This is a genomic window from Vreelandella azerica (genome assembly GCF_013112225.1).
Classification (GTDB): domain Bacteria; phylum Pseudomonadota; class Gammaproteobacteria; order Pseudomonadales; family Halomonadaceae; genus Vreelandella; species Vreelandella azerica.
Window position 1 is genome coordinate 448,314 of record NZ_JABFHI010000003.1, and the last position, 20,691, is coordinate 469,004.

Annotated in this window: 19 protein-coding genes, 1 tRNA gene and 3 pseudogenes; 10 read left to right on the plus strand and 13 right to left on the minus strand. The window is 55.2% G+C overall.

Annotated features, from left to right (window positions below; all coding sequences use genetic code 11):
- Positions 1–204: 204 nt before the first annotated feature.
- From HLB35_RS09980 to HLB35_RS17255, 4 genes and pseudogenes are all read right to left on the minus strand, one after another.
- Positions 205–1,422 carry a PQQ-dependent sugar dehydrogenase gene (locus HLB35_RS09980; RefSeq protein WP_171702453.1) on the minus strand — a complete coding sequence of 406 codons (1,218 nt, stop codon included), beginning with the start codon at positions 1,420–1,422 and terminating at the stop codon, positions 205–207.
- An 80-nt stretch (positions 1,423–1,502) separates the two neighbouring features.
- The gene (locus HLB35_RS09985; protein WP_171702454.1) at positions 1,503–2,378 is read right to left on the minus strand and encodes an AEC family transporter; all 876 of its coding nucleotides are present in this window, start codon (positions 2,376–2,378) and stop codon (positions 1,503–1,505) included.
- A gap of 101 nt (positions 2,379–2,479) precedes the next feature.
- Positions 2,480–4,194, minus strand: a pseudogene (locus tag HLB35_RS17250) (TonB-dependent receptor domain-containing protein).
- On the minus strand, positions 4,191–4,604 hold the full coding sequence (locus tag HLB35_RS17255) for a TonB-dependent receptor plug domain-containing protein (RefSeq protein ID WP_268895901.1): 414 nt from the start codon (positions 4,602–4,604) through the stop codon (positions 4,191–4,193). The pseudogene HLB35_RS17250 and the gene HLB35_RS17255 overlap by 4 nt, the downstream one beginning before the upstream one ends.
- Positions 4,605–4,898: 294 nt before the next feature.
- On the opposite strand from HLB35_RS17255, the pseudogene HLB35_RS09995 reads away from it, so the two are divergent.
- Positions 4,899–5,205 (plus strand): annotated as a pseudogene (locus HLB35_RS09995) (ABC transporter); the annotation flags it as partial.
- Here HLB35_RS09995 and HLB35_RS10000 read toward each other — a convergent pair.
- Entirely contained in the window at positions 5,202–5,777 is a 576-nt protein-coding gene (locus HLB35_RS10000) for a hypothetical protein (RefSeq protein WP_171702455.1), read from the minus strand. The pseudogene HLB35_RS09995 and the gene HLB35_RS10000 sit on opposite strands and share 4 nt — an antisense overlap.
- A gap of 116 nt (positions 5,778–5,893) precedes the next feature.
- On the opposite strand from HLB35_RS10000, the gene HLB35_RS10005 reads away from it, so the two are divergent.
- Positions 5,894–5,970, plus strand: a tRNA-Ile gene (locus HLB35_RS10005).
- Positions 5,971–5,982: 12 nt separating this feature from the next.
- Here HLB35_RS10005 and HLB35_RS10010 read toward each other — a convergent pair.
- Positions 5,983–6,159, minus strand: coding sequence for a hypothetical protein (locus tag HLB35_RS10010; protein WP_171702456.1), 177 nt, complete (start codon positions 6,157–6,159; stop codon positions 5,983–5,985).
- Between the two features lie 110 nt (positions 6,160–6,269).
- Here HLB35_RS10010 and HLB35_RS17260 point away from each other — a divergent pair, with 110 nt between their 5' ends.
- Together HLB35_RS17260 and HLB35_RS17265 are read left to right on the plus strand one after the other, a co-directional pair.
- Positions 6,270–6,473, plus strand: a complete 204-nt coding sequence (locus HLB35_RS17260; protein WP_235937106.1) for a hypothetical protein — start codon at positions 6,270–6,272, stop codon at positions 6,471–6,473.
- Positions 6,474–6,526: 53 nt separating this feature from the next.
- Positions 6,527–6,745 (plus strand): cytidine/deoxycytidylate deaminase family protein, encoded by a 219-nt coding sequence (locus tag HLB35_RS17265; protein WP_235937107.1) that lies wholly within the window; start codon positions 6,527–6,529, stop codon positions 6,743–6,745.
- A gap of 13 nt (positions 6,746–6,758) precedes the next feature.
- Here the strand turns inward: HLB35_RS17265 and HLB35_RS10020 are convergent, their stop codons facing one another.
- Positions 6,759–7,100, minus strand: a complete 342-nt coding sequence (locus HLB35_RS10020) for a septal ring lytic transglycosylase RlpA family protein (protein ID WP_171702494.1) — start codon at positions 7,098–7,100, stop codon at positions 6,759–6,761.
- A gap of 334 nt (positions 7,101–7,434) precedes the next feature.
- Between HLB35_RS10020 and HLB35_RS10025 the strand changes: the two genes are divergently transcribed.
- Positions 7,435–7,992 (plus strand): cytochrome b, encoded by a 558-nt coding sequence (locus HLB35_RS10025; RefSeq protein WP_171702457.1) that lies wholly within the window; start codon positions 7,435–7,437, stop codon positions 7,990–7,992.
- A 24-nt stretch (positions 7,993–8,016) separates the two neighbouring features.
- Here HLB35_RS10025 and HLB35_RS10030 read toward each other — a convergent pair whose 3' ends face one another.
- Entirely contained in the window at positions 8,017–8,886 is an 870-nt protein-coding gene (locus HLB35_RS10030; RefSeq protein ID WP_171702458.1) for a LysR family transcriptional regulator ArgP, read from the minus strand.
- Between the two features lie 124 nt (positions 8,887–9,010).
- On the opposite strand from HLB35_RS10030, the gene HLB35_RS10035 reads away from it, so the two are divergent.
- Positions 9,011–9,625, plus strand: a complete 615-nt coding sequence (locus HLB35_RS10035) for a LysE/ArgO family amino acid transporter (RefSeq protein WP_171702459.1) — start codon at positions 9,011–9,013, stop codon at positions 9,623–9,625.
- On the opposite strand, the gene ltaE is transcribed toward HLB35_RS10035, so the two are convergent.
- From ltaE to HLB35_RS10055, 4 genes and pseudogenes are all read right to left on the minus strand, one after another.
- On the minus strand, positions 9,626–10,651 hold the full coding sequence (gene ltaE, locus HLB35_RS10040) for a low-specificity L-threonine aldolase (protein ID WP_171702460.1): 1,026 nt from the start codon (positions 10,649–10,651) through the stop codon (positions 9,626–9,628).
- Positions 10,652–11,170: 519 nt separating this feature from the next.
- Positions 11,171–12,616, minus strand: coding sequence for an NAD(P)(+) transhydrogenase (Re/Si-specific) subunit beta (locus tag HLB35_RS10045; RefSeq protein ID WP_422822443.1), 1,446 nt, complete (start codon positions 12,614–12,616; stop codon positions 11,171–11,173).
- A gap of 66 nt (positions 12,617–12,682) precedes the next feature.
- Positions 12,683–14,252, minus strand: a pseudogene (locus HLB35_RS10050) (Re/Si-specific NAD(P)(+) transhydrogenase subunit alpha).
- A gap of 115 nt (positions 14,253–14,367) precedes the next feature.
- Positions 14,368–16,209, minus strand: a complete 1,842-nt coding sequence (locus HLB35_RS10055) for an ABC transporter ATP-binding protein (protein WP_171702461.1) — start codon at positions 16,207–16,209, stop codon at positions 14,368–14,370.
- 165 nt (positions 16,210–16,374) lie between these two features.
- Between HLB35_RS10055 and HLB35_RS10060 the strand changes: the two genes are divergently transcribed.
- Together HLB35_RS10060 and HLB35_RS10065 are read left to right on the plus strand one after the other, a co-directional pair.
- Positions 16,375–16,932 carry a DUF1415 domain-containing protein gene (locus HLB35_RS10060; RefSeq protein WP_171702462.1) on the plus strand — a complete coding sequence of 186 codons (558 nt, stop codon included), beginning with the start codon at positions 16,375–16,377 and terminating at the stop codon, positions 16,930–16,932.
- A 281-nt stretch (positions 16,933–17,213) separates the two neighbouring features.
- A complete protein-coding gene (locus tag HLB35_RS10065; protein WP_171702463.1) occupies positions 17,214–18,962 on the plus strand; it encodes a methyl-accepting chemotaxis protein in 1,749 nt (582 codons plus the stop codon).
- An 88-nt stretch (positions 18,963–19,050) separates the two neighbouring features.
- On the opposite strand, the gene HLB35_RS10070 is transcribed toward HLB35_RS10065, so the two are convergent.
- Entirely contained in the window at positions 19,051–19,770 is a 720-nt protein-coding gene (locus tag HLB35_RS10070; RefSeq protein ID WP_171702464.1) for a murein L,D-transpeptidase catalytic domain family protein, read from the minus strand.
- Between the two features lie 127 nt (positions 19,771–19,897).
- Between HLB35_RS10070 and HLB35_RS10075 the strand changes: the two genes are divergently transcribed.
- Both HLB35_RS10075 and HLB35_RS16505 read left to right on the plus strand, forming a co-directional pair.
- Positions 19,898–20,323 (plus strand): L,D-transpeptidase scaffold domain-containing protein, encoded by a 426-nt coding sequence (locus tag HLB35_RS10075; protein WP_171702465.1) that lies wholly within the window; start codon positions 19,898–19,900, stop codon positions 20,321–20,323.
- Positions 20,274–20,651, plus strand: coding sequence for a L,D-transpeptidase scaffold domain-containing protein (locus tag HLB35_RS16505; RefSeq protein ID WP_216601476.1), 378 nt, complete (start codon positions 20,274–20,276; stop codon positions 20,649–20,651). Before HLB35_RS10075 ends, HLB35_RS16505 begins: the two co-directional genes overlap by 50 nt.
- The last annotated feature ends 40 nt before the right edge of the window (positions 20,652–20,691 follow it).

Here is a 20,691-nt window from a genome sequence, read left to right on the forward strand (position 1 = left end):
CTATCAAGCCTGCGGTAAAAAAATGTTGAATACAGGTAATGCTTTTTAGGGCTTGCTCAAGAACTACTATTAATTAAAAAGTGGATAAAAGCGTAATTTCTATCATATGCAATTATACATGGATGAGGTGCCGATGTCAGAGTACAGGGGTTGTTCAATATTCTCCAAGCGAAACCTTACGCACTTTTTAAGGCGATTAACAGTTTAGGGTTGCTGTCTATTTAAACGGTGCAAGCTTCCCTGCGGGGCATCCGTTAATAGATAGAGTGCACCGTCGGGGGCCTGGCGAATGTCACGAAGGCGACCCAGTTCCCCGCTTAAAACGACCTCACGGCCGATAATTTCGGTGTTCTTAGCGGTCGTATCGCTATTGTCATAACTAGTGTCTTGCCCCGTTTCAGCCAGTACCAGACGAACAAGCTGCTGGCTTGCCAGCCCTCCGGCAAGCAGGTGTCCCTGCCATTCCGGGAAAATATCGGACATTACCTGGGTTAATCCCGATGGTGCGAAACGGCCCTGAAAAACATGCACAGGGTCGCGCATGCCGGGAAGTGAATCCTTACCAATGGGTTGATTGGTGGTGTAATCGTTGCCTCGACTGACCCTTGGCCAGCCATAGTTTTCACCTGCTAGCAATTGATTGAGTTCGTCCCCGGTGCGTGGGCCATGTTCGGTCGCCCAGGCTTCGCCGTTGCTGAGAACCGTTAACCCTTGGATGTTGCGGTTGCCCAGGGTATAGATTTCATCCAACGTATTGGGGTCGTCAATGAAGGGGTTATCGTCAGGTACGCCACCGGTATCGGTCAGGCGCAGGGTTGAGCCAGCATGATCATCCCGGGCCTGAGCGCGGCTCGGGTCACGTCCGCGATCACCAATACTCATCAAGAGGGTGCCATCTTCAAGCCAAGCCAAGCGTGAACCGTAATGGCGTCCGGGCGCAGAGGCACGGTCCTGTTCAAAAAGATGTTCAACGGCTCCGATTGAATCCCCCTGCCACTTGGCTCGAGAGAGGGCTGTTCGGCTCTGGTTGCCCTCAGGTTTGCTCCAGGTAAAGTAGATCCAGTCGTTTTGGCCACCCGCCTGTCCAAAACTGGGGTGAAGGGTAATATCCAGCAAACCGCCCTGGCCCTGGGTGCTTACGTTGGGCATGCCTGTCAGGGGTTGCTGGTTGCCTTGTTGATCAATCAGCACCAGCTCCCCTGAGCGTTGGCTGACCAGATAGCGGCCATCCGGCAGGAAGGCGAGCGACCAGGGGTGATTCAGCCCATGGGCCACGCGCTCAATATTCAGCGTAAAGTGCTGGGTGGCAACGCTGAGCGAGGATTGGGCATAGACCGCCGTATTAATGGCCAGGGCGCCTATGAGGGCAAGAAGGATGCTGGTTATCCGCCTGCCCAAAGGCAAGCAATGAGAAATGGCCATGTTGACTCTCCTTCCAAAACAGTCTTTACAGACTAGCAGGGATAGACAAGAGGAGCTTCAACGGCTGTTGTCTGTTGTCGCTACATCAATAAAGCCAGCAGAATCGGCAGGTAGAGCAACGCCATCAGGGTTGAGCAGAATACCAGGCTTGCCACGTACCCAGGCTCACGTTTGGCGCGTTGGGCAAACAAGTAATTAAACACCGCGACCGGCATGCTCATCTGTAGAATCAAGATGCTGTGCGCCATGGTGGGCAGCTGGAGCAGATAACCGATGGCCCAGGCGATCACCGCCGCTAGAGGGATGCGTATCAGGCTGAAGCGAACACCGGAGCTCAGGCTCTTGACCTGAATGCTGGCCAGCGATACTCCCAGCGTGATCAGCATCAGAGGTACGGTGAAACCAGACATCAAATCGACACTGTTGGCTAGCCAGAGTGGCAGCGATGTATCGGTCAAAAGCAGCGTCATCGCGATGACAATGGCATAGACCGTTGGAGTTTTGGCCAAGGTCTTCAGTGGGTTACCCTGGCTACCGAGCAGGCTACCCAGGGTGAACTGAAACAGTGATACCGTCACCATCACGGTAATGCCGTAGGCAAACCCCGCACTTCCGAAGGCATAAAGTACCACGGGCAGCCCCATATTGCCGGTATTGGGGTACATCATTGGGGCCAGTAGCACACGCCAGTCTCGGGCCAGCAGTTTGGCCACCGCAAAGGTGGCGGCTGCCATGGCGATCATCACCAGCGAGGTTGCCAGCATGGTGCGCCCGAAGGTAGTGGCATCAATATCCGCGCCGCTGAGTGAGGCCAGCACCAGAGCAGGCGTGCCGATGTTAAATACCAAGCGGGTCACAAAGTCGACGGGGTAAGGGTGCCCCTGGCGTACCCATGTGTATCCCAGGCCCGCGCCCGCAAGGACAGGGGCCATGACGGCAAAAAGCTCGGCAAGCATTAACATTCCTTGATGATTATTCAGCCCTTATTGTCGTTAATTAGGCCGCTAACTGGCAAGGTGAATGACCGAGAGTGAATAGCTAATAACCTTGCAAGGGGTTAAAACGCATAGCGTGCCGATAGCCACAGTCGACGACCTTCTTCGCTGTTGGCATACACATTGCCAAAGCGGGTGCCGTCGCCGTAAGCGCGGTAATCAACAAAGTCCTTGTCCAACAGATTGTAGAGAGTGGCGCTAAGGTCCAGATTATCAGTAAACGCATAGTCGGCCCCCAGGTGGAACAATGAATAGGCCTTGAAATCACCCAGGTCATCAAAAGACGGCGCTCCCCTGACGCTTTCCCGGTTGCGGTAACGCTCGCTGCGGTATTCAGCTGAGAGCCAAGTATCCAGTTTCGCTGTGGCTTGCCAGCGCAAAGTAGTATTGAGAGCGTGTTCGGGCGTATCGGTCAGCGGCTCACCACGGTTGTTGCCGCTTTTCTGCTCGCTATCGGTATAGGTGTAGTTAGCGCTCAACTGCCATGCAGGCGTGAACTGATAGCGGGCTGACAGCTCGACCCCTGGGTCACGGCCTCATCAATATTAACCTGCTGGCTGTAGATGCCATCCGGTACCAGAGGATCATTCTCGACCAGGATGTCGTCACCGTTGGCAATCTTATCGTCGAACTCGTTGTAGAAGAGGGCCGCACTGGCAGAGAACCCAGCCTGGTTATCGTAATGGGCGCCCAGTTCGCTGCTGGTGCTGGTTTCCGGCTCAAGATCCGAGTTGCCAATGGTCAGAATGGTGCCTTGACCGGTGACACCGTTGATGCCTGAGTGAAGCGCGTTCAGGGTAGGCGTTTTGTAGCCTCGGCTGATACCGCCTTTCAGCGTCCAGTGGGCAGTGGTATTCCACACCAGGTAGCCACGCGGGCTGAACTGGCTGCCAAAGGCGTCGTGGTGATCGTAGCGGCCACCCAGGGTCAGGGCGAGATCATCGCGCAGCAGCCATTCGTCTTCAGTAAACAGCGACCAGGTCGTCTGGGCGAAGGTTTCATTCGCCAGGCCGTCATCCAACTCGGCATCCCACCACTGCAGCCCGAGAGTGGTCATATGCTCGTCAAGCGGTAGCGTAAACTTGCTATTCAGAACGCTATTGGTGGTTTTAAGCTCGCGGGGTGCGCCGCCCACAATACCTGGGAAGCCTTCATAGGCCACCCCTTCTTCACCTGGAATGGTGCGCCCTTTGGTTTGTGTGGTGTTGCGCATCAGGCTGGACTCAAGCGTCCCCGCCGCAAAGTACCCGGTATGGCCGATCGCCAGCTGCTCGCGCTCGAAGCGCAATTCGTCTGAATAGCCATTGGCGACGCCTGGGTTGGGCGCGCAGCTGCGGGTACGGCCATCCAGCGTGCCTAATTGGCAGTCGTCATTGGTATAGCGCTGGCGATTCACTTCGCCATCCAGCCACAGATCATGGTTATCGGAAGGTGTCCAGGTCAGCTTGCCACCCAGGTTATAGATGTCGCCTTCCACCGGGCTGGGGCCACGCTGACTGACCTCTATGGGGTTACCGCTGGCGTCGGTGTAAGTGAGTGCTGATGCATCGCGTTGATAGAAACGCCCACGTAGCTGAACACCCAGGGTATCCTCAATCAGGGGGCCACTGGTGTAGAGGTTGACCTCGCGACGGTCACCAAACTCCCGATCCTGATTAAACGTGTTTTCAATGCCCACCGAGCCGACCCATTCGCGATCCACCCGGCGTGTGATGATGTTGATCACACCGCCCATGGCATCAGAGCCATAGAGGGTCGACATTGGCCCGCGGATCACTTCGATACGCTCAATGCTGGAAACCGGCGGAAAAAGCGGGTAGCCGTTGCGCCAAAGCCGTTTGGCGTGACGCTGCCAGCCGCATTCTGGCGCCGCCCATCAATCAGGATCAAGGTGTAGTCACTAGGCATGCCACGCAGGCTGATAGTTTGGCCGCCGGTTTTGCCCACTTGCCCGCCCACATCGACACCTTCTACATTGCGCAGGGCATCTGCCACGCTGGTAACCCGCTGGCGCTGGAGTTCCTGTCGGGAAATGACCGAGATACTTGCTGGGGCATCGACCATCGCCTGCTCAAAACCACTGGCCGAGACGACGATCTTATCCAGTGATTCAGACTCCTGGGCGTGAACCATCGTCGTGGTAAGGCTGATGGTGACGGCCAGGGCCGTGCGAGGGAAGCGTGGCATTATGATCTCCTTTAATGATATTAATTAACAAATAGCACTGATTTTTTAATGGTTATTGTTATCATCTGCTGCCTGGAGTCTAATGCAATATATTCCTATTTGCGACTTGTTTTCGTTTACTCCCCTTGAGAGCTGTAAATCCAGCGTCTAGCGTCTAATATGCTGTGTTCTTTTTCAGGTGCTATGGCGCAATCTGGCTCAGCGATTTCAGGCTGATATGTGTCAGGACACCTATGAACATGCCCAGCGGTTAGATATGGCGTTTTTTGAGTCGAGAAGCTCTGGCCGCTGACCTCCCTGGCCAGAGCGCTACTTAAAGACCCGCCCATACTGGTGCTGTATGAAGCTACCAGCGCGGTTGATAACGAAACTGAGGCGGCGATTCAGCGCTCCCTTGAACGCATTGCCCGCGGGCGTACCGTCTGCCTACCGGCTGTCCACCATAGTTGACGCTGATGAAATTGTGGTGATCGAAAAAGGGCAGGTCGCTGAGCGAGGTAACTACTTAAGCGTGCTGGCAGCCAACAGCCATTATGCCGCCCAATGGCGGGTACAGACCGGGGCTGCCCGGGCGCACGATAGGGAGACCCTGGCCGACTAGCGGTTGATCAGCCGGGCGGACAGGTTGACTGGCACATGGGGATCAAGCTGCTGATAGCCTAACAGCGCTAGCAGAGTGCGTACTGTCGGGTTGGCCATCAGTGCATTGCCATCCAGTGCCATCGGCGCGGCAGGAGTGACACGGATGTCATTCAGCCCTTCACGGGTAAAGCGCAGCGGAATAGCCTCTTCCTGATTGATCAGATCCGTCTGGATACGAAATGTCAGCGTTTCAATCATTGATTCACCAAGATCCAGTTGGTCTAGTCGCTCAGGTGCCATCTGCGCTTCAAGCGTCACCAGAGGCTGGCTGGCCAGCAGTCTGACCCAGGCAGGCAGATTGCCGAGGCGGGTAAAAACATCTGTCTGATCAAGGCTTAGCGGTAAACGCAGCACACCTTCCGAGCTGATATCACCGCGTAGCTGGCGCACTTCATACTGTTCGGTTCTGGCTGCCTCACCCTCGTTCTGGGTAAGTGAAGCGGTCAGCTTCGAATACTGGGGGTCGAGTTGCCAATCCGCCTGCACTGCCAGCGCCAGAGGTAAAAACACCACGGCAAACAAGCCTTTCATAAGTCATCTCCATATGGGTTACCCTCATAGACTCGAAGCCCGCATAAAAGTGCCCTGTGCCGAATGGAAAGGGCTAGCCCCAGCGAACAAGTTTCGCTATGATATGCGCGCTTTACGGGCCTATAGCTCAGTTGGTTAGAGCAGGGGACTCATAATCCCTTGGTCGTAGGTTCAAGTCCTACTGGGCCCACCATTTTTCAATGACTTACCCGCGTTTTATTCCTGCCTCGCCGTACTGTTTTTTTATTCCAAGTGTCAACCAAATTTTGCGCGCTGGTCTATCGACCAGTTCATGGCGGGTGATACGGCTGACTTGCGCTTTGCCTTGTTGGGTCTCAACAGCTTCCCGCAGCGATGTGTAAAGGTCATCAAAAATGCTCATGGGGCAACTTGGCTAATCCTTACTCTGATTCTGCTTGTTGAATGCGTACCTTGTACGCGCTCCTGTTCAGGCGCTATGGTGAGATCAAACCCCTCATTATGGAGCCTGCTATGATTAGCCCCACAGACAAGATTCACCTACAACGCTGTATTGAGCTGGCTGAAGAAGCCCTGGCTGCTGGTGATGAGCCCTTCGGTAGCCTACTGGTGGGGGCGAGCGGAGAAGTGTTGAGGGAAGACCGCAACCGGATTGCGGGGGTGACTCGACCCGTCACCCTGAGTTTGCCCTGGCTCGTTGGGCCGCTAATCACCTGACGCCAGAAGAGCGTCAGGAAGCCTGTGTCTACACTTCAGGCGAGCATTGCCCCATGTGCGCGGCTGCCCATGGCTGGGTAGGCCTCGGGCGCATTGTGTATGTTAGCTCTTCACAACAGCTAGGCCGCTGGTTGAGCGAGTGGGGCGTGGCGCCTCCACCGGTGGCCACTTTGCCTATCCAGCAAGTTGTGCCGGGGTTGCAAGTTGATGGCCCCTGGCTTGAAATGGAAAGCACAATGCAGGCATTACATTGGCGCTGCCACCATGCCTGAAAGCGACTGATGTTCAGTCTGCCTGAGTAATCAACACCGGGGCGACGCCGCGGTTCAACATGCCAAGCTTCTGGGCAGCCCGTTTGGATAGATCAATCACGCGACCTTTGATGAAGGGCCCTCTGTCATTGATAACCACTTCGACCGTCTGGCCTGTATCGGTACGCACAACTTTAACCCGAGTACCAAAAGGCAGGCTTTTATGTGCCGCGGTCAGTTCCTGCTGGTCGAAGCTTTCCCCACTGGCCGTGGTTTTACCTTGGAAGTAATCGCTGTAATAAGAGGCAAAGCCTTTTTGAATAACGCTGTTATCAGTGCTGGCCTGCAAGGTGCTGGATGTGCCCAACAACACCATGATAAAACATAGGAGCGGCACTACACGCTTGATAGTTGGCATAAAATGACCTCGTAGAATTGATTCTTGCAGCTAGCAAGAAATGTATCACATAAATATTAAAATTTGCTTATAGTGGCTTTTACACTGGTTTTAGGCAAGTTTAACCGATTTTGTGCGCATTTTCTGTCCGAGTTGTTAGCCGTTGGTAATGCCTGTAGCGGCTCTTGAAGCCAACAAAGGTTGATTTGCCTACAGTTTCTAGCAGATTTTCTGGACGATCAGCCACTGAAACTGATGACAAAAAGGGCAGGAAGCTAATGATCCTGCCGATAAAAACGCCTGGAGAAAAACAATGCACGAACTTGACCACTATATTTATCCACATCGGGTACTTCACTGGCTGGTAGCCGCTGTCATCGTGCTGTCGCTGGCCAGCGGCGCCATATTGGGAACGCTGGGCTTTGAACGTGCAGTGGCACTGGCGGGGCAGGAGGTTACCAACGCATTCTATACGGCGCATAAAACCCTGGGTGTGGGGCTTTTGTTATTGATGACCCTGCGGATTATCACGCGCTTGGCCTTTGTTGTGCCAGACCATGAGCCACCGCTGAATGCGTTTGAGCGCGTGGTCAGTACCAGTGTGCATCATCTACTGTATCTGGCGCTGATTGCCATGCCGCTGTTGGGCTGGTGGGCAACGGCGACGGGGGGATTCCCGGTACAGTTTTTCCAATGGACGCTGCCGCCCATCTTTGCTGAAAACAAAGCGCTTTCGGAAACCCTGTTCATCTGGCACGGGCGCCTGGGCTGGGCCATTCTGGCCTTGACGGTTTTGCACATCACGGGGGCACTTTATCACTGGCGAATCAAGCGCGATAACGTGATGAAGCGCATGAGCCTTTTTGAGTAATAGCAAGGCATGATGCCAGCAGGTTTATTGCAGAGTGACATTGCCAAGCGCCTGGGAGAGGTGCTGGATAAGTTCACCGCTGTGGCGCCAGTAGTGCCAGTAAAGGGGCACCTTGAGCGTTTGTGAGGGGGCAATGCTGGCCAATTCCCCGTTTTCGATCAGTGATCTTGCCTGCATGAAGGGGATCATACCGTACCCCATGCCCGCTGCAGCAAGCTGAACAAAGCCCTCCGAGGACGGGCACAGGTGGTGAGGAAAATAACCCTGATAGCCGCACTGTGCCATGAAGCGGTGCTGTAACTGATCATTCGGACCATAGACAATGGCAGGTGCCTGTGCCAGTGCGTCAGGCGTTACCCCTTCTGGAAAGTAACGTTGCCGGTAGTCGGGCGTGGCCAGCGGGTGGTAGTGCATGTCACCTAATGGCTGGCAGCGAGCCCCAGCAATGGGGGTTGGCGTGGCGCACAGGCAGGCAGCAACATCCCCATCGCGCAAACGCTTTAACCCCACATCCTGGTCTTCGACGACAAGGTCAACCAGCACACCGTGCTGCTGGCAACTGGCGGCTATTGTTTTCGCCCACCAGGTAGCCAAACTGTCGGCGTTGATGGCAATGCGCAGACGCGGTGCTGCATCATCCAGGGTGGGCAGGGCGCCGCTCAGGTCGCGCTCCAGCAACTGCACCTGCTGATAATGAGTCAACAGGCGTTGGCCAGCAGGCGTGGGCGCCAGGTGCGGATGTCGAACCAGCACGGGTTGGCCAATACGCACCTCAAGCGCCTTGATGCGCTGTGAAATGGCCGACTGGGACAGGCCAATCAAGTCTCCAGCCCGTTCAAAGCCGCCGCACTCGACCACGCTCGCCAGTGCTTGCAATAGCTTGTAATCCAGCATGACGTGCCTCGCAATGTCGTTATTAGAAAAATTAATGCAGCATTAGCATGATGATTTTTTAATATGAAGACCAGCCGCTATGCTGCTGTCAATTTGAATCAATAGCACAGGAGTGAGGCGTACCATGTGGGAAAGTTACCTGACAGGGCTGTTCGTTTGCGGTGGCATCATCATGGCGATTGGTGCTCAGAATGCCTATGTGTTGGGGCTGGCCATCCGCCGTGAACATCATTGGTGGTCAGCCGGCATGTGTATCAGCGCAGATATCGTGCTGCTGACAGCGGGTATGTTCGGTGTCAGCGCGGTCTTACTGACCATGCCCAGTGCCATGGAAGCCCTGCGCTGGGTCGGCGTGGTGTTCTTGAGCTATCTGGCGGCCATGGCCTTTATACGTACGGCCACGGGGCGCCAGGGTTTGAAGGCTGCAGCGGAAAAAAGCCGCAGCCTGGTTCAGGTGCTGTTGGCGACACTGGCGGTCACGGTGCTTAACCCTCAGGTCTATCTGGATACCCTGCTGCTGATCCCTGCCATTGGCGCCCAGCAAAGCAGTGCCTCCACATTTGTGGCAGGGGCTGCAACCGCTTCTGTGGGCTGGTTCAGCCTGCTAGCCTGGGGAGGCGCCAGGCTGTCGCCCTGGCTGTCACGCCCCAGGGTGTGGCGCAGTATCGATGGTCTGATAGGCGCCATGATGGCGGCTGTCGCCATTCAACTGGCGCTGGGTAGTGCCTTTCTGAACTGATCAAGGCGTTGGGACGCGTTCAAAGTAAGCCTTGGTAGCTGCGACGACGGTGTTGATATCTTCGTCGCTGATATCCCGGTGAGTAACCAGTCGGGTCGTATCCTGGCTGTAAAGGGGTTCAATCAGAATCGCGTGTTGTTTGAACCACGCGGTCAAGGCATCCAGATGATCAGCGGGAAAGCGTACAAACAGCATATTGGTAGCCTTTGACGCTATTTCGACCTCAGGGAGTTCCGCCAATGCATCTGCCAGCGCCGTGGCCCGACGATGGTCCTCGGCCAGTGAGTCAACATGATGCTCAAGCGCATGCAGGCAGGCGGCGGCGACCACGCCTGACTGGCGCATGCCGCCGCCAACCATCTTACGCCAGCGGCGGGCGCGATCAATCAAAGCGTCAGAGCCTACCAGCGCTGAACCGATAGGTGCCCCCAGCCCCTTGGAAAAACACAGCGAAACGCTATCAAATGGCTGGCAAAGCTGTTGGATGGGCGTTTGGCTGGCCACGGCGGCATTGAACAGGCGAGCACCGTCGAGATGTGTCGAGAGGCCATGCAGGCGAGCCAGATCAGTGGCCTGGTGGACGTAATCTGCAGGCAGAATCTTGCCGCTGATGGTGTTCTCAAGTGCCAGCAAGCGCGTGCGGGCAAAATGGAAATCATCTGCTTTTACCGCTGTGCTGATCTTTTCCAGCGGCAGGCTACCATCGGCGGCATTATCAATGGGCTGTGGCTGGATACTGCCCAGCACCGCTGCGCCGCCGGCTTCGTAGCGGTAGGTGTGAGCCGATTGACCGACAATATATTCGTCACCGCGCTCGCAGTGAGCCATCAGCGCTACCAGATTGCTTTGGGTGCCGGTAGGGAACAGCAGCGCCGCTTCTTTGCCTGTCTCTTGCGCAAGACGCTGCTGAAAGGCGTTAACAGTTGGATCATCACCCCATACATCGTCGCCCACTGGCGCATTTTGCATGGCAGCATACATGGTGGGGGTGGGGCGGGTAACGGTGTCACTACGCAGGTCAATCATCTAGGCTCCTGATCACGTCATGGTGTACATGGTGTTTATATTGAAAACACGACTGACAATAGGCGATGGACAGCCATGCGAAAACTGATTAGAAAAGTTACTTGAGAAATGCCTGCTTGAGAATCACCCGGTCAGTAAAAACCTGCCAGCACAAACTGAAACGCCGGACGGGTGTCCGGCGTGGGTATTATTTTAAAAGGCAAACGCCATTATGCGTCGAAATGGCGTATCCAGGCATTGGCCAATGCTGTTTGACATTCAGCCTGACGTAACCAGGCGCGTAAAACTTCGGTATCGAACGTCGGGCAGCTGATCAGGGTTGTCATAATGTAACTCCTTCAGAGGGTGTCCTGATCAGTATAGACGTTATTTGTTGCGTTGCAGCATGTTAATTACCTAATGTTTGTTGTGACACCAGAACCATTAGGTAAGAACCATAAAAAAACGCCCCCGAAGGGGCGTTCCTGTTACTGACGTTTATACAACAAGGCTTTGAATGCCCTGCTGATCAGCCCGCCATTAATCAATCTGCGGTAGCAGTGATTCAATAGTAGACTTGGCATCGCCATAGAACATCCGCGTGTTGTCCTTGAAGAACAGCGGGTTTTCGATGCCTGAGTAGCCAGTACCCTGACCACGCTTGCAGACAAACACCTGCTTGGCATTCCAGACTTCAAGTACCGGCATACCTGCAATTGGGCTGTTCGGGTCGTCCTGGGCGGCTGGGTTAACGATATCGTTGGAGCCAATCACGATCACGACATCGGTGGAGGAGAGGTCATCATTGATTTCGTCCATTTCCAGTACGATATCGTAAGGCACCTTGGCTTCTGCCAGCAGTACGTTCATATGCCCCGGTAAACGCCCAGCGACGGGGTGAATGCCAAAGCGCACTTCTTTACCCGCCGCGCGCAGCTTGCGGGTCAGTTCATTCACTGCATTCTGGGCCTGGGCCACTGCCATGCCGTAACCTGGTACGATAACCACGCTGTCAGCATCGTTAAGGGCCGCCGCCACACCGGCGGCATCGATAGCGATCTGCTCGCCTTCGATTTCCGCTGCTGGGCCACTGGGGCCACCAAAGCCACCCAGGATGACGCTGATAAAACTGCGGTTCATGGCCTTGCACATGATGTAGCTCAGGATCGCACCAGAGCTGCCCACCAGCGCACCCACCACAATCAGCAGGTCATTACCAAGGCTGAAGCCGATGGCCGCTGCTGCCCAACCGGAATAGCTGTTCAGCATGGACACCACGACCGGCATATCAGCACCGCCGATACCCATGATCAGGTGGTAGCCAATAAACAGCGCCAGCAGCGTCAGCAGGATTAGGGTCCAACTACCCGCGCCGCCCAGATAGGCAAACATCAGTACCAGAGAGCCGATGGCCGCCGCTGCGTTCAGCATATGCCCGCCCGGCAACTTCTTGGCGGCGGTATCTACTTTGCCTGCGAGCTTGCCATAGGCAATGATCGACCCGGTAAAGGTGACAGCACCAATCCAGATGCCCAGCACCAGTTCGACCCGTAGAATGGTAATTTCGACCGAGGATTTCTTGGCGATAAGCTGACCGAAAGACGACAGGCCATCGCTAATTCCCTGCGGCAGACCGATGGCAGTGTAACCATCCGCACCAACCGCGCCAAAGACCAGGTTATTGGCTGTGTAGATATCCGCAATGGTGTTGATCATGATATCGGCATTGAAGCCGACAATAATCGCCGCCAACCCGACCAGGCTGTGCATGATCGCCACCAGTTCGGGCATTTGGGTCATCTGCACCCTATTGGCCAGTTGATAGCCGACGGCTGCGCCCAAGGCGATCAGCACGAGGGACGCTGGCCAAAGCCCTTGACCCGGTCCGATCAGCGTGCCGATGACGGCGATTGCCATGCCAGCGGCGCCGTACCAGACAGCGCGCTTAGCGCTTTCCTGCCCAGACAGACCACCCAGCGAGAGGATAAAAGAACTGCCGCGACCACATAGGTCGCAATCGTGAATCCGTATATCATACTGTTATCCCCCGCTTTACGATTTCTGGAACATGGCGAGCATGCGCCGTGTTACGAGGAAACCGCCGAAAATATTGATCGACGCCATAAAGATGCCAGCCGCCGCCAGAACGGTAATCAGCATGCTGGATGAACCAATCTGGATCAGCGCACCCAGGATAACGATGGACGAAATGGCGTTGGTCACGGACATGAGCGGCGTATGTAGCGAATGTGCGACTTTCCAGATCACCTGGAAGCCAATGAAGACCGACAGTACGAAGACTATGAAATGCTGCATGAAGCTGGCAGGCGCCACCAGGCCGACGGCCAGCAACAAGGCTGCTGCCACGGCAATAAGGGTGACCTGCTGCTTGGTCTGGGCCTTGAAGGCAGCAAGTTCAGCCGCTTTTTTCTCTTCTGGCGTGGGCTCTTTTTCCTTGGGCTTGGGTTTGGCGGCAGCAATCGCTTTAACCTTGGGCGGCGGCGGGGGAAGGTGATTTCCCCTGATGGGTGACGGTGGCGCCACGAATGACGTCGTCTTCCATGTTGTGAACCACCACGCCGTCTTTTTCCGGTGTCAGGTCGGCGATCATATGACGGATATTAGTGGCATACAGCAGTGATGACTGTGTTGCCATACGCGATGGGAAATCGGTGTAACCCACGACGATCACGCCGTTGTCAGAGACAACCCGTTCATCGGGCTTGGTCAGGTCACAGTTACCGCCTTTCTCTGCGGCCAGGTCGATGATGACGGAGCCCGGCTTCATGGCCTGAACCATGTCCTCAAGCCACAGTTTGGGGGCAGGGCGGCCGGGGATCAGTGCCGTGGTGATCACGATATCGACATCTGGTGCCTGGGCGCGGAAGCATTCCAGCTGCTTCTCACGGAACTCAGGGCTTGACGGCGCGGCATAGCCACCGGTCTCGGAACCGTCCTGGCTTTCGTCGAAATCGAGGAACAGAAACTCGGCGCCCATGGATTCGATCTGCTCGGAGACTTCTGGGCGTACATCAAAAGCGCGCACCACGGCACCCAGGCTGGTTGCGGTGCCGATGGCCGCAAGCCCTGCAACGCCAGCACCAATAACCAGCACTTTGGCAGGTGGAACCTTACCGGCCGCCGTTACCTGGCCAGTAAAGAAACGCCCAAAGTTATTACCCGCTTCGATCACCGCACGATAACCGGCGATATTGGCCATGGATGACAGGGCATCCATCTTCTGGGCGCGGGAAATCCGCGGCACCATATCCATGGCGATAACGCTGGCGCCCTGGCCTTTGCAGGTTTCCAGCATCGCTTCATTCTGGGCGGGCCAGAAGAAGCTGATCAGAGTTTGCCCTTCGCGCAGGTAATGAGCTTCCTCTTCAGAAGGCTCACGCACCTTGATGACGGTGTCAACCGCATCCCAGAGCGCTTTGGCGCCATCAATGACGTTAACGCCGGCGTCGCGGTAGGCCGCATCATCGAAGCCGGCGGCTTTGCCGGCACCGGCTTCGATGAAGCAGTCGTGTCCAAGCTTTTGGAGTTGCAGAGCGCTATCCGGCGTCAGCGCAACGCGCGCTTCACCGGGAGCAATCTCCTTGGGTGCACCAATCTTCACGTTGGATCTCCCTAATGGCTGTTATTGGTGAGTTACAAATGTAGTTAATAGCTATACCTGACATTGCGATTCGGCACAACTGGCCAATGCAACAATCTGCCTGCTGGCTCCCTGTTTATTGGTAGCCTTTTGCCTGCAGGCGAAACAGTGATGCATAGCGGCCATCACTTTCCAGAAGCGCTTGATGCGTGCCACGCTCAATGATGCGGCCCTGGTCAATCACGATAATCTGTTCGGCGCTTCTTACTGTCGAAAAGCGATGTGAAATCAGGATGGTCATTTTGTCGCGGCTATGCTCCCGAAAGCGCGCAAAGACGGCAGCTTCCGCAGCGGCATCCATTGCGGCTGTCGGCTCATCAAGTACCAGGATATCGGCATTCTCGCGCATATAGGCTCTGGAGAGCGCGACTTTCTGCCACTGACCACCGGACAACTCTTGGCCGTTTTTGAACCAGCGGCCAAGCTGGGTATGATAGCCATTGTCCATGCGGTTGATAAAGTCATCGGCCAGGCCGTGATGCGCCGCTCGCGCCCAGCGCTGTTCATCGCTGAACGCCTGGGTATCGCCGACCCCCAGGTTTTCACCTACCTGTAGCTGATAGCGCTCGAAATCCTGAAAGATTACCCCGATACGCCGTCGCAGTGCGCCGGTTTCCCAGTCGCGCAAGTCGCTGCCATCCAGCAGGACGCGCCCTTGAGTCGGGTGATAAAGGCGAGTCAGCAATTTGATCAAAGTGGTCTTGCCTGAGCCATTTTCACCCACTAGAGCAAGGCTTTCGCCGGGTTTCAAGTGCAGGGAAATATCGTGCAGGACTTCACCACCGCCCGGATAGGCGAAGCTGACTTGCTCAAAGCGCAGGCCATCACCCGGGATGGCGCCAATGGTGACCTCGCCGTTCTCCTGCTCGGTGGGCTGTTCAAGATATTCATACAGGTTGGACAGATAGAGGTTGTCCTCGTACATGCCGCTAATTGAGGTCAAGCAGGCTGATAGCGCGCTTTGGCCCTGCTTGAATACCATCAGGTACATGGTCATCTGCCCCAGGGTCAAGGCGCCGACCACGGTTTCAAGCACGACCCAGCCATAAGCCATATAAAAGGCCAGGGTGCCGATCAGACCAAGCCCGAACCCCCAGGCTTCGCGGCGCAGGGTAAGCAGCCTTTCCTCTTTGAACAGACGAGTGAAAATATCGCGATAGCGCTGCAGAAAAAGTGATTCCAGGCCAAACAGTTTGACCTCTTTGATGCTGTCTTCTCGGGCCAGCACCGTCTCCAGGTACATCTGCATACGTGACTGGGGCGAACGCCAGCGAAACAGGCGAAAGGCATCACCGGAAAACTTGGCCTCAGAGAGAAAAACCGGCAAGGCGCCCGCTATCAGGATCAATAGCGCCCAGGGAGAAAACTGCACCAGCAACACTCCGAAGCTGACCAGCGAAATGGCATTCTGTAGCAAGCTGAAGGTTTTATTGACCAGCCCCAAGGGGCGGGTCGACGCTTCGCGACGGGCGCGGGTAAGCTTGTCGTAAAGCTCGGAATCCTCAAACTGGCTAAGTGACAGCGTACCGGCTTTTTCAAGGATCATGACGTTGACTTTCTGCCCCAGCATTGCCCGTAGCAGCGACTGCTGGGCACTAAGCCCGCGTTGGGCGAGGGTGATCAGCGCAATGATGGCGCCCTCCAAAGCTACCAGCCAGAGCACCGGCGTAATCACCTCCATCAATGAACTGCTGGCCTGATAGGTGTCCATGGCAGCGACCACGCCATCGACAATCAGCTGCCCGATCCAGGTGGCGACGGCAGGCAGTACCCCCGCCACCAGCGTGCACACGGCAAGGCCAATCATCATTTTCGGCGAGGTTTGCCATACCAGAGAGAGCGCTCTGCTGCTGTAGCGGAAAACGCCGAAAAACCCTTGGAAGGGGCGCGGTGGAGCAGGTATCAGGTTGGGTGACATGGCGAAGGAAGCTGCCTATTGAAGCGTTAAAACACTATGATGCGTGAGATACGCCATGAGTACCAGCGACGACAGCCAAATCACGGCCTGTTGTTTGGGAATATAGCGTCCAGGAACATAGCGTTCAGGGATATTCAGTCAGCGTTTTTCCAGAAAGAGGTAGTTATGCAAAGCAGCGATGAAGAGGTGATTCGCCACACCCGTCATTGGGTCAGTGATGTCATTGTGGCCATGAATATTTGCCCGTTTGCCAAGCGGGAACTTGCCCGAGACAGCATCAGGGTAGCAGTGTCCCGGGTTAAAAAGCTGGCGCTGGCGCTTGAAGAACTGATGAAGGAAATCCAGTGGCTGGATGAGCATCCGGCAACGGAAACCACCCTGCTGGTGTTTCCGACTCTGTTTAAGGATTTCGAACACTATCTGGATTTTGTCGAGTTAGCGGACAGCCTGTTGGTGGATCAGGGCTATGAAGGCACCTACCAGCTTGCCAGCTTTCACCCGGATTACTGCTTTGCAGAGGCTGACCCGGATGATGCGTCTAACTATACCAATCGCTCTCCTTACCCCATGGTGCACTTGCTGCGTGAAGCAAGCCTGACTCAGGCGATTGAGTATTACGGTGATACCCAGCAGATTCCTGAAAATAATATTGCTAAAATGAATCAGATTGGCGCTGCCGAAGCCCAACGCCGCCTGGCGGCCTGCTTTGACAATCTGCCGTAATTAGCTTCAAACCATCCCTGGATGTTGCTTACAGCTTCTTGGCTGGCCTACTTCTGCTGGGCCAGCTTTATTTTTCCCCTCATATATTCGCCTTTGCTTATTAACTGTGTTTCAGCTTATAAAACGGTATCAGATTGTTTTTTGAAACATTTGTTCATAAAGTGTGGCGTGTTTAATAGGTCTGCCACCGTGCAAGCGTGTCGGTCGGCCAACGATAAGCAGCGAGCCTCAAGCAGATAACACGCTGAATAACGCCAGTTTCCAAGGGGTGGGGTAATCATATGTCGGTTCAAGGTAATTCGCGGTTTGCGTTCAGTTTGCAGACCAAAATCGTTTTTCTGGTGTTGTTTCCCATGCTGGTATTAGCCTGTGTGCTGTCAGTGCTGGAAGCCAGAAACTCTGCTGGGCGTATTCAGGAAACACTGGATGAGCAGCGTGAACTGCTCGTCAAAGAGCGTGAGCAGACGGTACGTTACCTGATCGAATCGGCGCGCAATGCCATCTTGCCGCTGGTAGAAGATACCCGCTTGAGCGAACGGATCGCCAAGCAGCGTGCCCAGCAGATTTTGCAGAACTTCCGTTTCGGCGATGAAAACTATGTTTTTGCCTTTGAGTTTGATGGTACGGCTATCGCTTTGGCGGCAGCGCCTGACCGGGTCGGAACAAGCATGTCGGGTATGACTGATAGCAATGGTAATGCCTTTGTGGATGACCTGATTGAACGGGCGCGTAGCGGCAATCAGCAGTTCTATGATTATCAATGGATCAACCCTGCCACGGGCGAAACTGAGGCCAAGCATTCCATGGCTGTAAAGATTCCAGAGTGGGACTGGATGATAGGCACAGGGATCTACCTGAGTGATATTGATGCCGGGTTGGCACAGGTTGAAGTACTGGCGTGGCAGGAATTCAAGCAGGATCTGTTGATCAAGGCCGGGGTCACCTTGCTGATCCTGATAGGCGTTGGCTTTGTGGCGGCCTACCTAGTGCATCGCGCCCTGCGTCCGGTGCGCCGTGCAGCAGCGGCAATGCACGGTGTGGCAACCGGTGAGGCAGACCTGACTCAGCGGCTGGCCGTGGAAACCAATGATGAAGTGGGCAATCTGGCGCGCCAGTTCAATGCCTTTGTCGAGCGTATGCAAAACACCCTGCGCGATGTCCACTCGACGTCACGCACGGTATTAACAGCCTCATTGGAGATTAACAACGGCACCAATGAGCTGGCGACACGCACGGAGCAGTCAGCGGCTAATCTGCAGCAAACCTCCTCTTCGATGGAGGAAATCACCTCGACTGTTCAACATACTACGCAATCAGCCGAGCAGGCCTCGCAGCTGTCGCAGAGTGCGCTGGAGGTTGCCCGCCAGGGCGGAGACGCCATGCAGCGAGTTGAAAGCACCATGGGGACGATCAACGATTCAGCAACGCAGATTGGTGACATCATCACCATGATCGACTCAATTGCCTTTCAGACCAATATTCTCGCCTTGAATGCCTCTGTCGAGGCGGCACGGGCAGGCGAGCACGGGCGAGGTTTTGCGGTAGTGGCCGAAGAGGTCAGAAAGCTGGCCAGTCGTTCAAGCGATGCCGCCAGTGAAATTCGCACCCTGATTGACAGCTCTATGAAGCACACTAAGGAAGGCAGTGCGCTGGTGCGTGATGCCGGTGCCACCATGCAGGACATCATGCAGAGTGTGACTCGGGTGACGGATGTTATTGCTGAGATCAGCGCCGGTGCCAGAGAGCAGAATGCCGGCATTGGTGAAATCAACACCGCAGTGGCAGAAATGGATTCCATGACGCAGCAGAATGCGTCCATGGTTCAGGAGAGCGCCTTGGCTGCCCAAAAGCTGCGTGAAGGCGCCGAACACCTGTCGCATCTGCTGGATTCGTTCGTATTGGGAGATACGCCAGCGGCACCCGAACAACGCCAGGCGTCATTGCCCGCGGGGGCGTCGAGAGTTGCTAGCCCTGCTGCACCATCCAACCGCCGTCCAATCCGTGATGAAGACAACTGGGAAACCTTCTAGGAAGAGTAAAGTTCCTGGGATGGTGAAGAGCCGTTAAGTGAAGCAAGCCGTTCAATATGAGCGGCTTGCTTTTCAATGCCTGAGTACATCAGCGCTGAGCCATCTGAGTGTCATTGTTGCAATTGAGGTAAGTAGATTCGGCCAGAAACGCAGGATCAGGATAGTAAGCAAAGACGTACTGCTCTTCCTTGATGCTATCGATCAACGAGTAGGTCACGTCGGTACGCACTGCCGGACAGCCATGGCTTCTGCCTAAACGGCCTGTCTGAGTAATGAAGTCTTCACTGACGTAATCAGCGCCATGAATCACAATGGCACGTTCATAGGCCAGGTCATTGACCGTGGGCTCCAGCCCTTCCAGGCGTAATGAGTAACCATTGCTGCCGTAATAGCTGTTCATGGTGCGAAACAGCCCCAGGCTAGACTGATGGCTGTCTGGGGTGTTGGAAAACACTTCAGCCAGCGCATCGCCAGAGCCTTGGCCGTGGGAAACGAGCTCTTCGAACAACAATTCATGCTGTTTGAGATCAAACACCCACATACGCGGCTCGGAAGAAGGAAGTGAGTAGTCAATCACTGCCAGACGCTCTGCATCCGGGTCGGCACAGCTGAGTGCCTGTGCGGCCATTCGCAAGGCGTCAGGGGATGCCTGGGGCGCGAGTTGCTTGAGTTGATGATGAAGCGGTGACGTGCCGGGAGGCGGGGTAGTGGCGCTGTTGGCGAAGAAATTAGCAGCGTGAACTGGTATGGTCGATAAGGTGAGAGGTAAGCTGACCAGCAATGCTGCTATCTTGAATGTAAGCATCATTTTAAAGTCCCATATTTGTGAATCCAGGTCTGTGAATTCGGGTTGATGAATTCAGCAAACCCAACCTGCTAGAGCGTAAAGGGAAAGCTAAGGAAAACCGCTTAGGATAATAACGCAAGGAGGGGCGATGAACGAGAAAAGATCCATACAACATTGGGTGGGAACCAGGCGTCGATGGCCGCTGGGTGTTGTTCTGAGCGTCTCTCTTGGCGCCATGCTGCCTGCCATGGCGGCTGAAAACGACACTGTGATGTTCGCCTTTGCCGACTCACTGTTACTGGAGCCTGCGCCCCAAAGTACACAAGCTCGGGTGGCGGGCGAGTCGGCAATACGTGCTGCCCTGACGCAAATCAGCACTGACAATCCAGGGCTGGCGAATGAGCAGCTACAGGCCCTCTATGAGCAAGTGGACAATGCGTTTGTGTGGCAAAGCGAACGCCGCGTTAATGCTCTGGTGGAGGCACTCAGAGAGCTGACAAAAGATGGTTTGACAGTAGAGGACTATGCCACTGATGGGTTGCTGTCTGACATATCAGGCCAGTCGTTCGGCTGATGCCGCGGGTAAAGCGGATTTTGATCTCAATGCCACACGTCAATTACTTAACGCTCTGGCCCATCTTCAAAATGGTAAAACGGATCCTCGCCGCTTGATGCCAGGTTGGGATGGGCCTGAACAACGTGCTTTACCGATGGCAGACATTGCTCAACGTCTTCTTGCTGATGATGTGGCGGGTGCCTTTGAGCGTGTTCGCCCCAAGCAGGCGCATTATCAACAGTTGCGCCAGGCGCTGGCTGAATATCGTGCCATGGAGCAGGCCAGTGTGGCCTTTTTCCCCGCACGCGATGAAGCGCTACGTCAGGGGGGCGTCATGCGGATGTGATGATACTGCGCCAACGGCTAACCTACTGGGGGCAACCGGG